This window comes from Mesorhizobium sp. M0045 (assembly GCF_040323385.1).
Lineage (GTDB): Bacteria > Pseudomonadota > Alphaproteobacteria > Rhizobiales > Rhizobiaceae > Mesorhizobium.
Window position 1 is genome coordinate 39,878 of the sequence record NZ_JAMYUY010000004.1, and the last position, 13,370, is coordinate 53,247.

Sequence of the window (13,370 nt, forward strand, 5' to 3'; positions counted from 1 at the left end):
GAAATGGAGCGACGTAACGCGTTAATTGCGATGGTGATTTCGGCCATCATCATCGTCGGCTTTCTCATAGGCTTTTTGTACGGCGATATGGGCTGGCAAACCTCGCCGCTCAAAAGAGCCCCTGAACAGAACCAGGGTGGCAATGCTCCGGCCGATACTTCGCCTGCCGCCGGCATCAAGAAGAACCCCAAGGAAAATACCGAAATGCCAGGCCAGCAATGAAGGCCGGTCCAGCAATGAAGTTAGCCAATGCCACGAACTGAAACAGGTTCCTGTTTTTGCGGCGCCATAACGGCGCAAATGCGCGGCGAGCCTTTCTGGATTTGCTCCGATCACGATGACGACTGTCGCAAGGCGATAGGAAGCCCGCTAACGGTGTGGGTCGGCTATCGGCCTTCTGAATTCACATTGCTCACCGGCACACCGAAGACCTTTTCGAAGTCCCGAGGCGTGCTCCGGTCCTTCTGCGCGGATTGCGGGACATCGATCGGCTATGTCGACCAGGGCCTGCCGGACGAACTCTATCTGACGATCGGCTTCCTCGATCATCCCGAACGATTTCCGCCACAGGCCCACGCATATTGGGACATGAGGCTGCCCTGGGTCGACTTTCCAGACGATCTGCCGCGGGTGGGGACGTATTCGAGGCGGCGAGATCCTGCCTTCGGAAATCCGGCGGACCGCTAGCCTGCAATCCGTTGCAGGTTGGAAAACGTGCCATTCGGGGCTTGGTACGAAAACAACAATTGGCGCGCGGCCGAAAACGCGCCATGATGCGCCGATGGGCCGCCGTTTGGATGACAAGCTCGATTGCAAGGCATGCGGGACGATCCTGATGGAGATTCCCGACAATCCGAAGGATTCGACGCCGATCTATTGCAGCAATTGCGGCGCCTATCTCGGCGAATGGGGCGAACTGCAGCAGGATTTCTACAGGCAGGCTTTCGGTACCGAGGCCTTCGATCTGAACCACGGAACCATCATCAAGAAATAACCCCGGATGTGCAGGCGTCCCTTGGCCTCAAGCCGTGGTCCGGGACCTGGCTCGTTGCGACAAGCGCCGTTCGTATCGGACCCTCGGGAACCTTTCTCCCGAGCCGCTTGTTTGGGTGGCGGAAGGAGAAACGCCATGAGCACAAAACCTCCCCCTGTTCCACCGGAGAATCTGAGCCCAAAAGGAGCCGGTGACAAAAAACCGGTAGCCGCCGACCAAGCACCGCACGGCCAATCGACCGTGCCGGATCCCGACAAGCAGGGCCAGCAAGGCAATACGAAGGTCAACACCACCCATCAAGGCAACGTCCAGGATCGCTAGGCCATGTCCACGTCGAAGAAGACTCCTGCCAGCATCCGCCAGGGTGGTCCCGGCGCAGCGCACGAAAACGCCAAGAAGCCGCTGAGCATCGAAAAGCCGCCGGCCGATTCCGACCGGCGCAGCCACAGCAAGGTCTCCGGTGGTGGCGGCGAACGCGACAGCCACCATACCCACGACCCCGAAAAGAAAGGCGACACCCGGCCTGCGCATCAGGGCAAGTGAAATCGGGTGGCGACGCGAAGATCGGTGGCTCGAACGAAATTTCAGCGGGGACGGCGCGCCGAGGCGAACGGCACGACATTGTCGACATTTGCCGCCGGCAAATCAAACAGCATCGGAAGCCCTCGCGTCGCGGCCATCTCTACGATCAGCTCTTCGATGGAGTGATTGGTCAGACGCGTCTCGACGCCCTGTCGGATCATCGCCGCCAACTTGTGCACCGGCACCGGCACGGACTTCGCCCGGTCGTCGAGCAGCTTGCTGATTTCGATCACGACGTCTGCGTCGATATCCCTGGGCAAGTCTCGCATAAGCGCCTCCCCGCCAAACGAAACGAAAAGCCCGCCGCACCTTTCGATACGGCGGGCGATCCAGTAATGCGCACCGGCGAGGGGATCGGGTGGGCGTGCCGGCGCGCGCAGATCGCAAGTATCTTTAGTTAAATCCGCCAGCTTCGATGTGTCACGCGAAAACGTCTGTATGTTTTTTACCGAACCGCGCGGATCGCTGGCTCTCCCCCGCCGTCGCGCGGACGCGACCGCACGGATGGCGTGACCCTCTGCCTTCCGGACAACGAACCCAAACAGTATACATTATAAACTTAAAACATCTTGCCAGGCGATCCAGCCTGTGCTCCACTTCGCACTGGAACGTGGCCTGCAGGTCGAATTCTATCGATATGTAGCTGCATTTCAACGGATACTGCGAGGACACCAGCCTCAAACAATATACGAAATCTTCGCATGGGAAGGCGTGGATGACGGAAACGATAGAGCTCAAACGGGTTGGCGATGGCAATCTGCGTGCCCAGGTCTATCAACAAATCCGTCTGACCATACAGCATGGCGAATTGGCGCCTGGCCAGAAGCTCGTCGATGTCGACATTGCCGCCCAGCTCGGCATTTCCAGAATGCCTGTCCGCGACGCCTTGATGCAGTTGGTGCATGAGGGCTATCTCGTCGGCACCACACGCGGCTTCACCCTGCCCACGCTTACCGCGACGGATGTCGCCGACATCTTCGAGGTCCGCCGCTTGCTCGAGCCGCGGGCCGCCGCACACGCTGCGCGGACACTCGACGCCGCTGGCCTCAAGACGCTTGCGGCCGCGCTTCGGGAGGCGGAGGCTGCGGCCGCCGCCGGCGATGCCGACCGCTTCTTCCAGGCCAATTCGGCATTCAGGAATTGTTGGCTCGGCGCTGTCGCGAACCAGCGCCTTTCACAAACCATTGCAAGGTTCGCCGACCATGTCCTCGTCGTCCGTTTAAGGACGCTGTCGCACCAGCCGACGCAGGCCGTCGTCGTGGCCGGCATGCGCGCAATCTATGAGGCATTCGTCAAGCGCGACGCCGTCGCCGCTTACGACCGCATGACCCATTTCATTCAGAACGCCGAGGAGCGTTTCATGAAGCTGAGCCCACCGTCTCAACATTCCACCGGTGAAGGTGAGAGCATGTCGCAGCCGGGGAAACCATGATCAGGAAGCAGCACCCGCTGAAAGGGCCGAACAGGTTCAAGCTCGGCGTCTTTTCCATGAACGCCGATGGCGGCCTGGCAATGACCACGGTTCCCGAGCGCTGGCGTGCCCGCTGGGAAGACAACCTCAATTCCGCCTGCATCGCCGACCGCGCCGGCCTCGAGTTTCTGCTGCCGATCGCCCGCTGGCGCGGCTTCGGCGGTTTGACGCATGTCCGGGAATGGTCGTTCGAGACGTTCACCTGGGCGGCGGGTCTTGCTGTCGCCACGGAAAACATCGGCCTGTTCATGACGGTGCATGTGCCGCTGGTTCATCCGCTGCAGGCTGCCAAAGCGCTTGCGACGGTCGACCACATCTCCAACGGGCGTGCCGGCTTGAACATCGTCTGCGGCTGGAACCCGGACGAGTTCGCTATGTTCGGGCAGACGGTCGGCGAGCGGACCTACGATCAGGCCGAGGAATGGATCAACATCATCGTGCGTGCCTATCAATCGAGGGAGCCGTTCGACTTCAGCGGCGAGTTCTATGATCTGAAGAGTGTCGTTAGCCGCCCGCCAAGCTTGCAAGTGCCACGACCGGTGACCATGAACGCCGCCTTCGGCGCGCCGGGGCGCAACTACGCGGCGCGCCACTGTGACTATCTGTTTTCGACGTTTTCCGAAATTGCCGACGGCCGTGCGCATGTAGTCGACATTACCAACCGCGCGGCCGAAGTCGGGCGCGAAGTCGGCGTCTATACGGTCTGTCACGTCGTTTGCCGGGAGACCCAGCAGGAAGCCGAGGATTACTACCGGCACTACGCGCTCGAATGCGCGGACGAGGGTGCGGTCGACGAGCATATGCGCAAGAAGAAGGAATTCGCGAACTCGCATGACGCGAAGGCCTTCACCGAGTATCGGCAGAGGTTCGCCGGCGGTGCCGGGACCTTCCCGCTCATCGGCACGCCGGAAAAGATCGTCGACGACCTCACCGAGATCATGGAACAGGGTTATTCCGGCGCCGCCCTCACATTCGTCAACTACACCTACGAACTGCCCTTCTTCTGCGACCGCGTGCTGCCGCTGATGCGCCAGGCCGGGCTTCGAGTAAACTGATGCCGGCCGCCGCCATTCCGACGCTATGGGTGGATGGGCACAGCGCCATCGATCCGCGCGCGTTCAAGCAGGCTATGCGGGCCGTGGCGGGCTCCGTCGCCATCCTCGCGTCGGAGCATGACGAGATCGGCTTTTGCGGCATCACGGCGACGGCTCTCTGCTCGTTCAGTGCCGAGCCGCCTTCGCTGCTTGCCTGTGTCAACCGCGGCAGCACCTTTGCCTCGGCCATTCGCGAAGGTTTGCCTTTTTCGGTCAATCTTCCCGCCGGCGACCAGGAGAACGTTGTGCGTGCCTTTGGCGGCATGACCAAAGCCAAGGGCGCCGCGCGGTTCTCGTCCGGATCATGGGTGCGCGGCGAAACCGGCGCGCCCTTGCTTGTCGGCGCGCGGGCAATGTTCGAGTGCGTGGTGGCCGAAATCATCGTGCGGGCGTCGCACATGATCGTCATCGGCATCGTCTCGGCCGTTGCGCTGGATCGCGCTCACCGATCGCCGGTCTTCTACGCGCATGGGCGGTTCCTGACAGTAGGAGATGATGTCAACTAACCGCCGTTCGTGTGGCGGCGTAGCGTGCAATTTCAGATCGGCCCGATGATGGGCCCCGGCGAAGTGAATCTATCGGAGGGAATACTGCAATGCGCATTTGGAAATCCCTTGTTCTGGCTGCACTCATGTCGGGCGTGGCGGGTATCGCCATGGCCGAAGAGGTCGTCCTCAACGCCGTGCATTTTACGCCGACGCAGAACGGCTACGCCCAGAGCTTCCTGAAGTTCGTTCAGAAGGTGAACGAAAAGGGCAAGGGCGTGGTCCAGATCAACGTGCGTGGCGGGCCGGAGGTCATTCCGCCGATCCAGCAGGGCGCGGCGCTCAGGAGCGGCCTGATCGATGTGATCGACACACCGGCAGGGCAGTTCCTCGAACTCGTGCCCGAAGGGGAGGTTTTCTCCGCATCGACCAAGACGCCCTGGGAGGTTCGCGACAATGGCGGCTGGGACTTCATCAGCGCAATTTTCGAGAAGAAGGCCAATGCCCATCTGCTGGCGCATGTCGACGCGGGCTCGGGCTTCAACGTCTTCACCGTCGACGAACCCAAGCTCAACGATGAAGGCAGCATCGACTGGGGCAGTTTGAAGATCCGTTCGTCGCCGCTCTATCGCGATTTCCTCGAATCCCTGGGCGCGACAGTGATCGTGCAAGCGCCGGGGGATGTCTATACCTCGCTCGAGCGCGGCGTCGTCAATGCCAACGCCTATACCGTATTTGGCTATGCATCCTTCGGCTGGGACAAATTCACCAAATACCGTGTCGATCCGCAATTCTTCAAAACCGACGTGCTGATCTCGATCAACAAGGCCAGATGGGACACGCTGTCGCCCGAGGCGCAGAAGCTGCTTGCCGACACGGCCGTCGAATACGAGCGCGCGAGCTATGACGCCAACCTTGCCGAATCCGAAAAACAGGCACAGGCGATGATCGACGGCGGGCAGAAGGTTGTCAGCTTGACCGGCGCCGGGCGCGACAAATTCCTGGCGGCTGCCACGCAGGCGAGCTGGGCGAGAATGGCCAAACGCGATCCCACCAACATCGATCAGTTGAAGAAATTCTTTCAGTAGCCCGAGCCGAGGGTGCCTCGTGCGCCCTCCGTCAAAGCTGGGCCAAGGGCAAAAGGTGGACATGAGGGTCGTCGGGCATGGACAGATTGTTTGCAGCGATTGGGAAGCTGAGCCTTGCGTTGGCGGCGGTGGCAAAAGTGGTGCTTGGCCTCATCATTGTCGCGGTGGTTGCTGATGTATGCGTCCGCAATCTGGGCCTGAGGCCGCTTGCCTGGGCAGTATCCGCGACGGAATACGGCCTGCTTTACGCGGCATTTCTGCCGATGCCCTGGCTGGTCCACAGCAAGGGCCATGTCTTCGTCGAGTTCCTGCGCAAGGCGCTGCCGGTGCGGGCACGGGCGGTGCTTGAAAAGCTGGTCTATCTCGCCTGCATTGCCGTCAGCCTCTACCTCGGCAGCGTCGCTCTGTCGTCCCTGACCAGTGCCGTGGCGGGCGGCGAATATGAAACGCGCAGCTTCGACATGCCGAAATGGCTGGTCTTTCTGCCCATCATGCTCGCCTTCTACCTCTCGGCGCTGGAATGGCTCAGATATCTGCTCGGCCCTGACACGCTGTACACGCTGGATCCTCTGGAAATGGAAGGGCTCTGACCGGTGGCCTGGCTGTTTCCATTCGCCGTGCTCGTTGGCACCATCCTGGTGTTGATGGGGCTGGGGCTGCCGGTCGCCTTCGCGTTCTTCGTCACCAATGTGATCGGGCTGTACCTGTTCTTCGGCGGTTCGATCGGCGTGACGCAGATGGTCGCCAACTTCTCCGACGCTGTCTCGACCTACGCGCTTGCCCCGCTGCCGATGTTTCTTGTCATGGGCAGCCTGTTCTTCCGCTCCGGCCTCGGCGAGAAGGTCATCTACGCGCTCGACCTGTGCATCGGCAATCTGCGCGGACGCCTCGCCTATGTCGTCCTCGCCGCCGGCACGATCTTTTCCGCGCTGTCGGGCTCGAGCCTCGCCAATACCGGCATGATGGGCTCGCTGATGGTGCCCGAGATGCTGAAGCGGGGCTACAAGCCGCATATGGCCTACGGCCCGGTGCTTGGCGCCGGAAGCCTTGCCGTCATCATCCCGCCATCCTCGCTGGCCGTCTTGCTCGGCTCGCTTGCCCAGATCGATGTCGGCGCGCTGCTCATAGCGGGGGCTCTGCCCGGGCTGCTGCTCGTTGTCATGTACGCGGCGCTGATCTTCGCCCAGACGAAGATCGACCCGGACGCCGCTCCGCACTATCCGGTGCCCGCCGTTCCCGCGGCCGAGAAGGTGAGGGCGGTCGCCGTCAACATCATTCCGATGAGCGTCATCGTGTTCATGGTGGTCGGCACGATCATCCTTGGGATAGCGACGCCGACGGAATCGGCGGGACTGGGCTGTGCCGCGGTTTTCGCCTTGTTGTTTGTCTACCGACGGTTCAGCTGGTCGGTTGTCTGGAAGTCGCTGGACGATGCGATGAAGGTCACCGGCATGACCTTCCTGATCATCTCGGCTTCGACGACGTTCTCGCAGATATTCGCCTTCTCCGGCGCCTCCAACGGCTTTATCCAGTTCATCGTCGGCTACGATCTTGGACCGTATCCCATGCTGCTCATGATGGTGCTGGTCATCCTGCTGCTCGGCATGTTCATGGATCAGGTCTCGATGATGCTGATCACGCTGCCGATCTTTCTGCCGATCGCCCAGCAATTCGGCTACGAGCCCGTATGGTTCGGGCTGATCCTGCTGCTCGCCTACGAGGTCGGCTTCACCACGCCGCCGTTTGGCCTGCTGCTGTTCATCATGATCGGTGTCGCGCCGAAAGGCACATCGCTCAAAACGGTTGCCATGTCAGCGGCGCCTTACATCGCGCTGACGCTTCTGCTGATCCTGCTGATTGTCCTCTTTCCGCAGATCGCTCTCTTTCTTCCGAATTTGATCTAGCCGAACTCGATCCAGAGGGTCTCCACATGCGCTTTGCCTATCTTGCCTTCTTCCATGACGACCGCGAGGCAAATTTGGCCATCGCCGGTGAAGACGTTGACGCTGTGCGGCGTGTGATTGCGTCGACCCCGGGCCTTGCGCTTGCCAACATCTATCTGCCCGAAGTGGCGACGGACATGTTCAACAACGATGGTCCACCGCCGGTCTTTGGCTTCCAGCTCTATTTCGACGAATTGGCGGACATGGAGGCGGCGCTGGCGCCGTCCGGCCATCTGCAGGCACTTGCCGCACCTGGCATGCTGTCGAGCATCGCCGGTTCGAGGCCGATGCAACAGGCAATGTGCGTGCGTCCGTTTCCCGTCGATGACGCTGGCGTCAAGACGTCCGGGCTGCCCTGCAGCTATCTTGTCCACTATCCCGGGCCGGCCGAAGACATGAATGTCTGGCTCCACCACTATGTGACGCATCATCCGCAATTGATGCGGGGCTTCCCCGGCATTCGCCACATCGAGGTTCTGTCGCGACTGGATTGGTGCGGTTCGCTGCCCTGGCCGCGGATCGACCATATGCAGCGCAATCGCGTCATGTTCGACAGTCCCGCTGCATTGACGCACGCGCTGCAATCGCCGGCGCGGCTGGAGATGCGCGCCGACTACAAGACTTTTCCGCCGTTTTCAGGCGGCAGCCGGCATTTTCCGATGTCGACGGAAGCCGTGCATCCTTCGTCAAGGGCCACATAGGCAAACAGGGTTTGCCGACGCCGAAAATTTCTGGAGATTTCATGTACGACTTTCGCAAGAAATGTATCTCTCTCGATCGCCTCATCGGCACCTTCTGCGCCATCCCGCACCCTGTGGCGGTCGAAGTGGCGGCCGCGAGCGGGGTCGATTTCCTGTGCATCGACTGGGAGCATTCGCAGATCGGCCGCGAACGGCTCGAGGATCTGATCCGCGCCGCCGATGTCCACAAGGTTCCCGCGATGGTGCGCGTTCCCGGCCACACGCCGGAGTGGATCGCGGCCGCGCTCGACGCCGGCGCGTCGGGCATCCTGGTGCCGCGTGTCTCCACGGCCGAGCAAGCCCGCATGGCGGTCATGGCCTGCCGTTACCCGCCGGTCGGCGCACGCGGTGTCGGCCCAGGCCGCGCCGCCGGTTATGGCTACAGCATTCCGGACTACCTCAAATCGGCCAACGAGGTCCTGACGGTCGCCATCCAGGTCGAGACGGCCGAAGGCCTCGCCAACATCGACGACATCGTCCAGGTCGACGGCGTCGACGTGGTCTTCATCGGCCCCGGCGACCTGTCGGTCTCGATCGACGCCATGGGGCCGGCCGGCCAGGACAAGCTCAATGCCGCGATTATGAGGATCGCGGCCGCGGCGCGCGCGTCCCGCAAGGCCGTCGGCATCTTTCGCCCTTCGGCGGATGATGTCGGCAAATGGTCGCGGCACGGCATCAGCTTCCACGTGCTGGCCAGCGACACGATGTTTCTCGGCGCCGGCCTTGCCGCCGGTGTCGTCTCGGCGCGCAGCGCCTCATAGCAAGAGTTTGGCATGAAGATCATCAAGACCGACGGCGTATTGTCAGTCGAGGAAGAGCAGTTGCGCTACCTCGACGGCTTGAGCGCCGAGTTTGTCGAAAAGACGCTGCTCACGGAAGATGCCCTGATCGAACACTGCCGCGACGCCGACGCATTGATGGTCTTGCGAGAGCCGATCACGGCTCGCGTTTTGGCGGAACTGAAGAGGCTCAAGGTCGTCGGACGGTTCGGCGTAGGGCTCGACTCGATCGACGTCGAGGCCGCCAGCCGTGCCGGTGTTCAGGTAACCTACGTGCCGGACGCCAATCTGGTTGAAGTCAGCACCCACGCCATGGCCCTGATCCTGGCCTTGACGCGCAAGCTGAAGCAGTTCGACAGCGCGGTGCGCGCCGGCCGCTGGGCTGCAATGACCGATGGCGCCGGCATCATACGGCCCGACAGGCAGATCATCGGCCTGATCGGCTTCGGCCAGATCGGGCGCCTGACTGCCGAGCGGGCGCGTGTCTTCGGCTACCACATCATCGCCTACGACCCGTACATGCCGGCCGAGCGCATCACGGCCGGTGGTGCTGAACCGGTCGGCTTCGACGAGTTGCTTGCCAGCGCCGACATCGTCTCGCTGCACGTTCCCGCGACACCGGAGACCAGAAACATCATGTCGGCGCAAGCCCTGTCGCGGATGAAGGAAGGGGCGATACTCATCAACGTGTCCCGCGGCGGCCTCGTCGACGAGGTTGCCTTGGCGGATCTGATCCGGCGTCGCCATCTGGCTGGCGCCGGCATCGACACTTTCGAGCAGGAGCCGCCTTCGCCCGACAATCCGCTGCTGGCGCTGGACACCGTCCTGGTCAGTCCACACGCGGCGCACTACTCGACCCAGTCTTACGCGGAGGTTCGCAACAAGGTGTTTGCCGATGTCGCATCGGTCCTGCGCGGCGGCAAGCCGGTATATCCGGTCAACCGGATATGACCATTCCCGATGTCGGCACCATCCGCTGCCTGTCGACAGTTCCACCTTGACGTTCCGGGGCAGGCGCCCTTGAGCGCGACCTCGGCAAGCGGATAGAGACGGGAACGGGTGAAGAGTGAATTCGCATTTTTTGCCGACAGCGCCACATTTTGTTCTTGCTTTGTGCCGGCAGCTATGCTACTAATTTGTGTATGGTGCTGATTCGCACCGAGGACCCGTCGCAAGGCGGGTTTTTTGTCTTTAGGTTTCAGCGCCATCCGTCGAGGCTCTGCTCGGCTTGTCGCGACGCTCGACGATGTAGATGTGGTCGGCGACCAACACCACGTCGCCATGCTGGTTGATCACCTCGCAGCGCTCGATGACCCGGCCTGAATCGGGTCGCTTCGGATCGTCTTCCCTGGCCGAGATGGTGGTGCGGGTCCGGATCGTATCGCCGATGAACACCGGCTTGATGAAGCGCAGCCTGTCGTAGCCATAGGAGAAGGCAACCGGGTTGACGACGCTTGCCGTCAGTCCGACGCCGACCGAAAAGACCAGCGTGCCGTGGGCGATGCGCTGGCCAAACGGCGTCGTCTTCATGAACTCGGCGTCCATGTGGTGGGGAAAGAAATCGCCGGTATGGCCGGCATGGACGACGAAATCGGTCTCGGTGATGGTGCGCCCGCTGGTCATGCGCGACGAGCCGATCTGATAGTCCTCGAAGTAGATCGTCTGCTCCATGTCAGGGCCTCGCCGGTATCGGTGTTGCTGGCGCCGCGCTCGATTGATAGGCGGCTTCGACCAGCGCCATGGTGCTCCAGCCGTCCTCGACGGAACTGACAAGCTCGGCGTCCTCGCCCGACGCGTAGCGCTGGACATTGGCCATGCGGCCGGCAAAGGCGTCCGGAAACCATGAGCCGACGAGTGGAACCGCAATCCAGCCCTTGCCGCCTTTGGGGTAGATTTCGAGAATATCCGGCTCGCCGCGCGGATAATCGAGGTTGACGCCTAATTTGAGGTAAGCGGCGCCCTCGGTGCCGCAGATGCGGAATTCGCAAGCCTGGTGTTTTCGACCGAATTTGTGATCGTGGTTGATCGACAGCGCACAGCGCACGGTGTCGCCATAGTCGAGGATCGCGCTGGTGCGCGTTTGCGCAACCTTATGGCCGGGGTGGCCGAGTGTCTTGGCGTGAACCCCCTTGGGATCGCCGAGCAATTGCCGGATCAGGTCGAGATAATGGATCGAATGCATGGCGATCTCGACACGCGGCGCCTGCAACAGGAATTCCCAGAGCTGCCAGGGTGTCGCCAGCGCCAGCCATGCGTCGAAATCGACCACTTCGCCCAGCCAGCCCTTGGCGATCGCATCCTTCAGCGCCAGCATCATCGGCGCAAAACGGAGTTGGAAATTCACAGCGGCCCTGAGGTTTTTGGAGCGGCAGATTTCGAGGATCTCGGTCGCCTCGGTGAGGTCGCTGCCCATCGGCTTCTGGATCAGCGCCACCGCACCATCGGGCAGCGCCCTGAGCACGCGGGCGTGATAGGCCGGCGGTGTCGCCAGGTCGAATACGGCGTCCTTGATTGACGCAGCTTCCTCGACCGACCGGTAAGCGGTGACGCCACATTTCTGCGCCAGTTTTTCCGCCTTGGCCAGGTCGGGGTCGAAAAGCCCGGTAACCGGGAAACCGGCTTTCCCATAGGCCGGGAAATGCGCATCGCCGACGATCGAGCCGGCGCCGAAAATCACGATCGGCCTGGGCTTTGACGGTTGTGCCCAGGCCTGGGAAAGCGAGGCAGGATCGAAAATGTCATCAGTCATAGTGGAAGACTTCGTCCATCGACGCCCACCACTCGCCCTCCTTGCGGGTCGGCAGCGGCTCCTGGCATGGCATGCACAGCGCCCACCATTCCTGCGTCGTGGGATCGGCAGCCATCTTCGCCATGTCGGCGGCATAGTCGGTGCCGTGGTACTCGAAGGTGCTGAACAAAAGGTGCTCCGGCTCCCTTAGATAGATCGAATAATTCTTGATGTTGCAGGCGGAAATCATCTTGAGGACGTCCGGCCAGACGGCAGCGTGAAGCCGCACATACTCTGCGACTTTCTCCGGCTTGAGACCGAGCACCATTCCCATTCGCTGCATGTCGCCTCCTATTTCACTATCGCCACGGTGAATTCCGCGATGCTCTTCGACTTGATCGCATCCCAGTCCCAGTCGATGCCGATGCCGGGCTCGTCCGGCGCCAGCGCGTGCCCGTCCTCGATACGCATTTTCTTGCCGGTCAGCTCGTCGAGCTGGGGAATATACTCGACATATCTGCCGTTCTGAACGGCGCATGTCAGGCTGACATGCAGTTCCATCAGGAAATGCGGGCAGACCGGTATGTCGAACGCCTCGGCTGCATGCGCCACCTTCAGCCACGGCGTGATGCCGCCGATGCGACCGACATCGACCTGCACGATCGAACACGCGCCGTTTTGCATATATTCGCGGAAATGCCGGATCGAATAGAGCGACTCGCCGATAGCGATCGGCGTCGATGTGGCACTCGACAGCCGCACATGACCGTCAATGTCGTCGGCCGGCAGCGGTTCCTCGATCCAGGCGAGGTCGAGTTCACGCAAGCGCTCGGCCCGGCGGATCGCCTCGTCGACTGAAAAGCCCTGGTTGCAGTCGGTCATGATCTCGTAGGAGTCTCCAACCGCCCGGCGCACCGCCGTCAGCCGGGCAAGATCCTCGGAACCGTGCGGCTTGCCGATCTTGACCTTCGAGCCGCGAAACCCCTTGGCCTTGGCGGCCAGCGCATCCTCGACCAGTGCCTCGGTTTCGATATGCAGCCAGCCGCCTTCGGTGGTGTAGAGCGGGCAGCGGTCCTTGGCGCCGCCGGCAAGCTTCCACAGCGGCAGGTTCTGCTTCCTCGCCCGCAGGTCCCAAAGCGCAGTGTCGATGGCCGCCAGCGCGATTGCCGTGATCGCGCCGATCGTCGTGGCATGGGTGGCGAACTCCAGCTCGCGCCAGATCGCCTCGATCATGTCGGCGTCGCGGCCGATCAGCCGCGGCGCAAGGTGGTCGGCCAGGAGCCGCATCACCGAGGAGCCGCCGGTGCCGATCGTGTAGCTGTAGCCGGTGCCGACCGCGCCGTCGGCGTCGGTGATGGTGACGATCGGTGTTTCCTGGCTGACAAAACTCTGGATGGCATCGGTGCGCTTGACCTTCGGCACCAAGTCGACCATGCGCAGTTCGACTTTCTCGATCTTTGCCATGA

At 61.9% G+C, this 13,370-nt stretch carries 19 protein-coding genes; 14 read left to right on the forward strand and 5 right to left on the reverse strand.

Annotated features, from left to right (window positions below; genetic code table 11):
* The first annotated feature begins 3 nt into the window (after positions 1–3).
* The 5 genes from NKJ72_RS07475 (at position 4) to NKJ72_RS07495 (ending at position 1,537) form a co-directional block, all read left to right on the forward strand.
* The gene (locus NKJ72_RS07475; protein WP_254818791.1) at positions 4–222 is read left to right on the forward strand and encodes a hypothetical protein; all 219 of its coding nucleotides are present in this window, start codon (positions 4–6) and stop codon (positions 220–222) included.
* Between the two features lie 27 nt (positions 223–249).
* Positions 250–687, forward strand: a complete 438-nt coding sequence (locus tag NKJ72_RS07480) for a GFA family protein (RefSeq protein ID WP_502901834.1) — start codon at positions 250–252, stop codon at positions 685–687.
* Between the two features lie 94 nt (positions 688–781).
* Entirely contained in the window at positions 782–994 is a 213-nt protein-coding gene (locus NKJ72_RS07485) for a hypothetical protein (protein WP_254818789.1), read from the forward strand.
* A gap of 135 nt (positions 995–1,129) precedes the next feature.
* A complete protein-coding gene (locus tag NKJ72_RS07490) occupies positions 1,130–1,315 on the forward strand; it encodes a hypothetical protein (protein ID WP_254818788.1) in 186 nt (61 codons plus the stop codon).
* A gap of 3 nt (positions 1,316–1,318) precedes the next feature.
* Positions 1,319–1,537, forward strand: a complete 219-nt coding sequence (locus tag NKJ72_RS07495; protein WP_352476476.1) for a hypothetical protein — start codon at positions 1,319–1,321, stop codon at positions 1,535–1,537.
* Between the two features lie 41 nt (positions 1,538–1,578).
* On the opposite strand, the gene NKJ72_RS07500 is transcribed toward NKJ72_RS07495, so the two are convergent.
* On the reverse strand, positions 1,579–1,845 hold the full coding sequence (locus NKJ72_RS07500) for a hypothetical protein (protein WP_352476477.1): 267 nt from the start codon (positions 1,843–1,845) through the stop codon (positions 1,579–1,581).
* A gap of 446 nt (positions 1,846–2,291) precedes the next feature.
* On the opposite strand from NKJ72_RS07500, the gene NKJ72_RS07505 reads away from it, so the two are divergent.
* The 9 genes from NKJ72_RS07505 to NKJ72_RS07545 all read left to right on the forward strand — a co-directional run bounded on the left by NKJ72_RS07505 (position 2,292) and on the right by NKJ72_RS07545 (position 10,127).
* Positions 2,292–3,008 carry a GntR family transcriptional regulator gene (locus NKJ72_RS07505; protein ID WP_352476478.1) on the forward strand — a complete coding sequence of 239 codons (717 nt, stop codon included), beginning with the start codon at positions 2,292–2,294 and terminating at the stop codon, positions 3,006–3,008.
* Positions 3,008–4,102, forward strand: coding sequence for an LLM class flavin-dependent oxidoreductase (locus NKJ72_RS07510; protein ID WP_352476768.1), 1,095 nt, complete (start codon positions 3,008–3,010; stop codon positions 4,100–4,102). Before NKJ72_RS07505 ends, NKJ72_RS07510 begins: the two co-directional genes overlap by 1 nt.
* Entirely contained in the window at positions 4,102–4,647 is a 546-nt protein-coding gene (locus NKJ72_RS07515; protein ID WP_352476479.1) for a flavin reductase family protein, read from the forward strand. Before NKJ72_RS07510 ends, NKJ72_RS07515 begins: the two co-directional genes overlap by 1 nt.
* A gap of 89 nt (positions 4,648–4,736) precedes the next feature.
* A complete protein-coding gene (gene dctP, locus NKJ72_RS07520; protein ID WP_352476480.1) occupies positions 4,737–5,714 on the forward strand; it encodes a TRAP transporter substrate-binding protein DctP in 978 nt (325 codons plus the stop codon).
* Positions 5,715–5,791: 77 nt separating this feature from the next.
* Entirely contained in the window at positions 5,792–6,304 is a 513-nt protein-coding gene (locus NKJ72_RS07525) for a TRAP transporter small permease (RefSeq protein WP_352476481.1), read from the forward strand.
* Positions 6,305–6,307: 3 nt separating this feature from the next.
* Positions 6,308–7,618, forward strand: coding sequence for a TRAP transporter large permease (locus NKJ72_RS07530; protein ID WP_254818782.1), 1,311 nt, complete (start codon positions 6,308–6,310; stop codon positions 7,616–7,618).
* Between the two features lie 26 nt (positions 7,619–7,644).
* Positions 7,645–8,358 (forward strand): hypothetical protein, encoded by a 714-nt coding sequence (locus tag NKJ72_RS07535; RefSeq protein WP_352476482.1) that lies wholly within the window; start codon positions 7,645–7,647, stop codon positions 8,356–8,358.
* Positions 8,359–8,399: 41 nt separating this feature from the next.
* The gene (locus NKJ72_RS07540) at positions 8,400–9,158 is read left to right on the forward strand and encodes an HpcH/HpaI aldolase family protein (protein WP_352476483.1); all 759 of its coding nucleotides are present in this window, start codon (positions 8,400–8,402) and stop codon (positions 9,156–9,158) included.
* 12 nt (positions 9,159–9,170) lie between these two features.
* Entirely contained in the window at positions 9,171–10,127 is a 957-nt protein-coding gene (locus NKJ72_RS07545) for a C-terminal binding protein (RefSeq protein WP_352476484.1), read from the forward strand.
* Between the two features lie 240 nt (positions 10,128–10,367).
* Here NKJ72_RS07545 and NKJ72_RS07550 read toward each other — a convergent pair whose 3' ends face one another.
* From NKJ72_RS07550 to NKJ72_RS07565, 4 genes are read right to left on the reverse strand one after another with little or no spacing between them, the layout of a single operon-like run.
* The gene (locus NKJ72_RS07550; RefSeq protein WP_352476485.1) at positions 10,368–10,847 is read right to left on the reverse strand and encodes a MaoC/PaaZ C-terminal domain-containing protein; all 480 of its coding nucleotides are present in this window, start codon (positions 10,845–10,847) and stop codon (positions 10,368–10,370) included.
* A gap of 1 nt (position 10,848) precedes the next feature.
* Positions 10,849–11,925, reverse strand: coding sequence for a Gfo/Idh/MocA family protein (locus NKJ72_RS07555; protein WP_352476486.1), 1,077 nt, complete (start codon positions 11,923–11,925; stop codon positions 10,849–10,851).
* The gene (locus NKJ72_RS07560) at positions 11,918–12,247 is read right to left on the reverse strand and encodes an L-rhamnose mutarotase (RefSeq protein WP_023676093.1); all 330 of its coding nucleotides are present in this window, start codon (positions 12,245–12,247) and stop codon (positions 11,918–11,920) included. The genes NKJ72_RS07555 and NKJ72_RS07560 overlap by 8 nt, the downstream gene beginning before the upstream one ends.
* Positions 12,248–12,255: 8 nt before the next feature.
* Complete coding sequence (locus tag NKJ72_RS07565) at positions 12,256–13,368, reverse strand: mandelate racemase/muconate lactonizing enzyme family protein (protein ID WP_352476487.1); 1,113 nt, start codon at positions 13,366–13,368, stop codon at positions 12,256–12,258.
* Positions 13,369–13,370: the final 2 nt, after the last annotated feature.

Excerpts from the sequence above, each read along its gene's own strand:
- NKJ72_RS07480 (WP_502901834.1), top strand. The coding sequence starts at position 250 with ATGCCACGAACTGAAACAGGTTCCTGTTTTTGCGGCGCCATAACGGCG.
- NKJ72_RS07545 (WP_352476484.1), top strand. The coding sequence starts at position 9,171 with ATGAAGATCATCAAGACCGACGGCGTATTGTCAGTCGAGGAAGAGCAG.
- NKJ72_RS07555 (WP_352476486.1), bottom strand. The coding sequence starts at position 11,925 with ATGACTGATGACATTTTCGATCCTGCCTCGCTTTCCCAGGCCTGGGCA.
- NKJ72_RS07565 (WP_352476487.1), bottom strand. The coding sequence starts at position 13,368 with ATGGCAAAGATCGAGAAAGTCGAACTGCGCATGGTCGACTTGGTGCCG.
- NKJ72_RS07475 (WP_254818791.1), top strand. The coding sequence starts at position 4 with ATGGAGCGACGTAACGCGTTAATTGCGATGGTGATTTCGGCCATCATC.
- NKJ72_RS07485 (WP_254818789.1), top strand. The coding sequence starts at position 782 with ATGGGCCGCCGTTTGGATGACAAGCTCGATTGCAAGGCATGCGGGACG.
- NKJ72_RS07560 (WP_023676093.1), bottom strand. The coding sequence starts at position 12,247 with ATGCAGCGAATGGGAATGGTGCTCGGTCTCAAGCCGGAGAAAGTCGCA.
- NKJ72_RS07495 (WP_352476476.1), top strand. The coding sequence starts at position 1,319 with ATGTCCACGTCGAAGAAGACTCCTGCCAGCATCCGCCAGGGTGGTCCC.
- NKJ72_RS07490 (WP_254818788.1), top strand. The coding sequence starts at position 1,130 with ATGAGCACAAAACCTCCCCCTGTTCCACCGGAGAATCTGAGCCCAAAA.
- NKJ72_RS07505 (WP_352476478.1), top strand. The coding sequence starts at position 2,292 with ATGACGGAAACGATAGAGCTCAAACGGGTTGGCGATGGCAATCTGCGT.
- NKJ72_RS07515 (WP_352476479.1), top strand. The coding sequence starts at position 4,102 with ATGCCGGCCGCCGCCATTCCGACGCTATGGGTGGATGGGCACAGCGCC.
- NKJ72_RS07525 (WP_352476481.1), top strand. The coding sequence starts at position 5,792 with ATGGACAGATTGTTTGCAGCGATTGGGAAGCTGAGCCTTGCGTTGGCG.
- dctP (WP_352476480.1), top strand. The coding sequence starts at position 4,737 with ATGCGCATTTGGAAATCCCTTGTTCTGGCTGCACTCATGTCGGGCGTG.
- NKJ72_RS07535 (WP_352476482.1), top strand. The coding sequence starts at position 7,645 with ATGCGCTTTGCCTATCTTGCCTTCTTCCATGACGACCGCGAGGCAAAT.
- NKJ72_RS07500 (WP_352476477.1), bottom strand. The coding sequence starts at position 1,845 with ATGCGAGACTTGCCCAGGGATATCGACGCAGACGTCGTGATCGAAATC.
- NKJ72_RS07540 (WP_352476483.1), top strand. The coding sequence starts at position 8,400 with ATGTACGACTTTCGCAAGAAATGTATCTCTCTCGATCGCCTCATCGGC.
- NKJ72_RS07550 (WP_352476485.1), bottom strand. The coding sequence starts at position 10,847 with ATGGAGCAGACGATCTACTTCGAGGACTATCAGATCGGCTCGTCGCGC.